At 73.4% G+C, this 1010-nt stretch carries 1 protein-coding gene; it reads left to right on the top strand.

Going from position 1 to position 1010, the window contains the following annotated elements:
• On the top strand, window positions 1-1010 hold a 1010-nt coding region (locus tag ABD317_RS37235; protein WP_344296542.1), incomplete at both ends, for a beta-ketoacyl reductase.

The raw sequence follows: 1010 nt of genomic DNA, 5'->3' as shown, positions 1-1010 counted from the left end.
TGCCGCTCGCCCGGTTCGTGGTCTACTCCTCGGCCGCCGGCACCCTCGGCAACCCGGGGCAGTCAAACTACGCCGCGGCCAACACGTACCTGGACGCCCTCGCCCACCAGCGCACCCGGCAGGGCCTGCCCACCACCAGCCTCGCCTGGGGCTACTGGAAGCGGGCCACCGGCCTCACCGCCCACCTCACCGCCGACCAGCAGGGCCGTACCGGCACGGCGCTCACCACGGAACACGGCCTGCGGCTCTTCGACGCCGCGCTCCGGGACCGCCCGGAGTCGACGCTCGTCTGCATGCCGATCGAGCCGGCGAGCCTGCGCCGCGCGGCAAAGGTGCCGGCGCTGCTCCGCGACCTCGTACCGGCCACCGCGCGCCGCGCAACCGCCGCGGGCGAAAGCGCGGTGCGGCGTTCCGGTCTCGCGGAGGAACTGGCCGGGCTCGGGGAAGCCGAGCAGGACCGGCTGATGCTGGACCTGATCCGGAGCAACGTCGCGGCCGTCCTCGGCCACACGCGCCCCGAGACCATCGACCCGCAGCGCCCGTTCAAGGAGCTGGGCTTCGACTCCCTCACCGCCGTCGAACTCCGCAACCGCCTCACCAACGCCACCGCGCTCCAGCTGCCGTCCACGCTGGTCTTCGACCACCCGACGCTCACCGAGCTGTCGGTGTTCCTGCGGGGCAAGCTGCTGGACGAGCAGCCGCGGCTGCGGGCGGCGAAGCAGGTCGCGACCGCCGTGGACGACGACCCGATCGCGATCGTCTCGATGGCCTGCCGCTACCCCGGCGGGATGCGGCGGCCCGAGGACCTGTGGAGGCTGGTCTCCGAGGGCGTCGAGGCGATCGGCGACCTGCCGGAGGACCGCGGCTGGGACCTCGACGGCCTCTACGACCCGGACCCGGACGCGCCGGGCAAGATGTACACCCGCAAGGGCGCGTTCCTGTACGACGCCGGGCAGTTCGACGCGGACTTCTTCCACATGAACCCGCGCGAGGCGCTGGCCACGGACCCG

Origin of the sequence: Streptomyces synnematoformans, assembly GCF_039531005.1 — a bacterium.
In the GTDB taxonomy this organism is placed as follows: domain Bacteria; phylum Actinomycetota; class Actinomycetes; order Streptomycetales; family Streptomycetaceae; genus Streptomyces; species Streptomyces synnematoformans.
The sequence above is the reverse complement of the archived record's forward strand: the minus strand, read 5'-3'. Positions and strand labels throughout refer to the sequence as shown.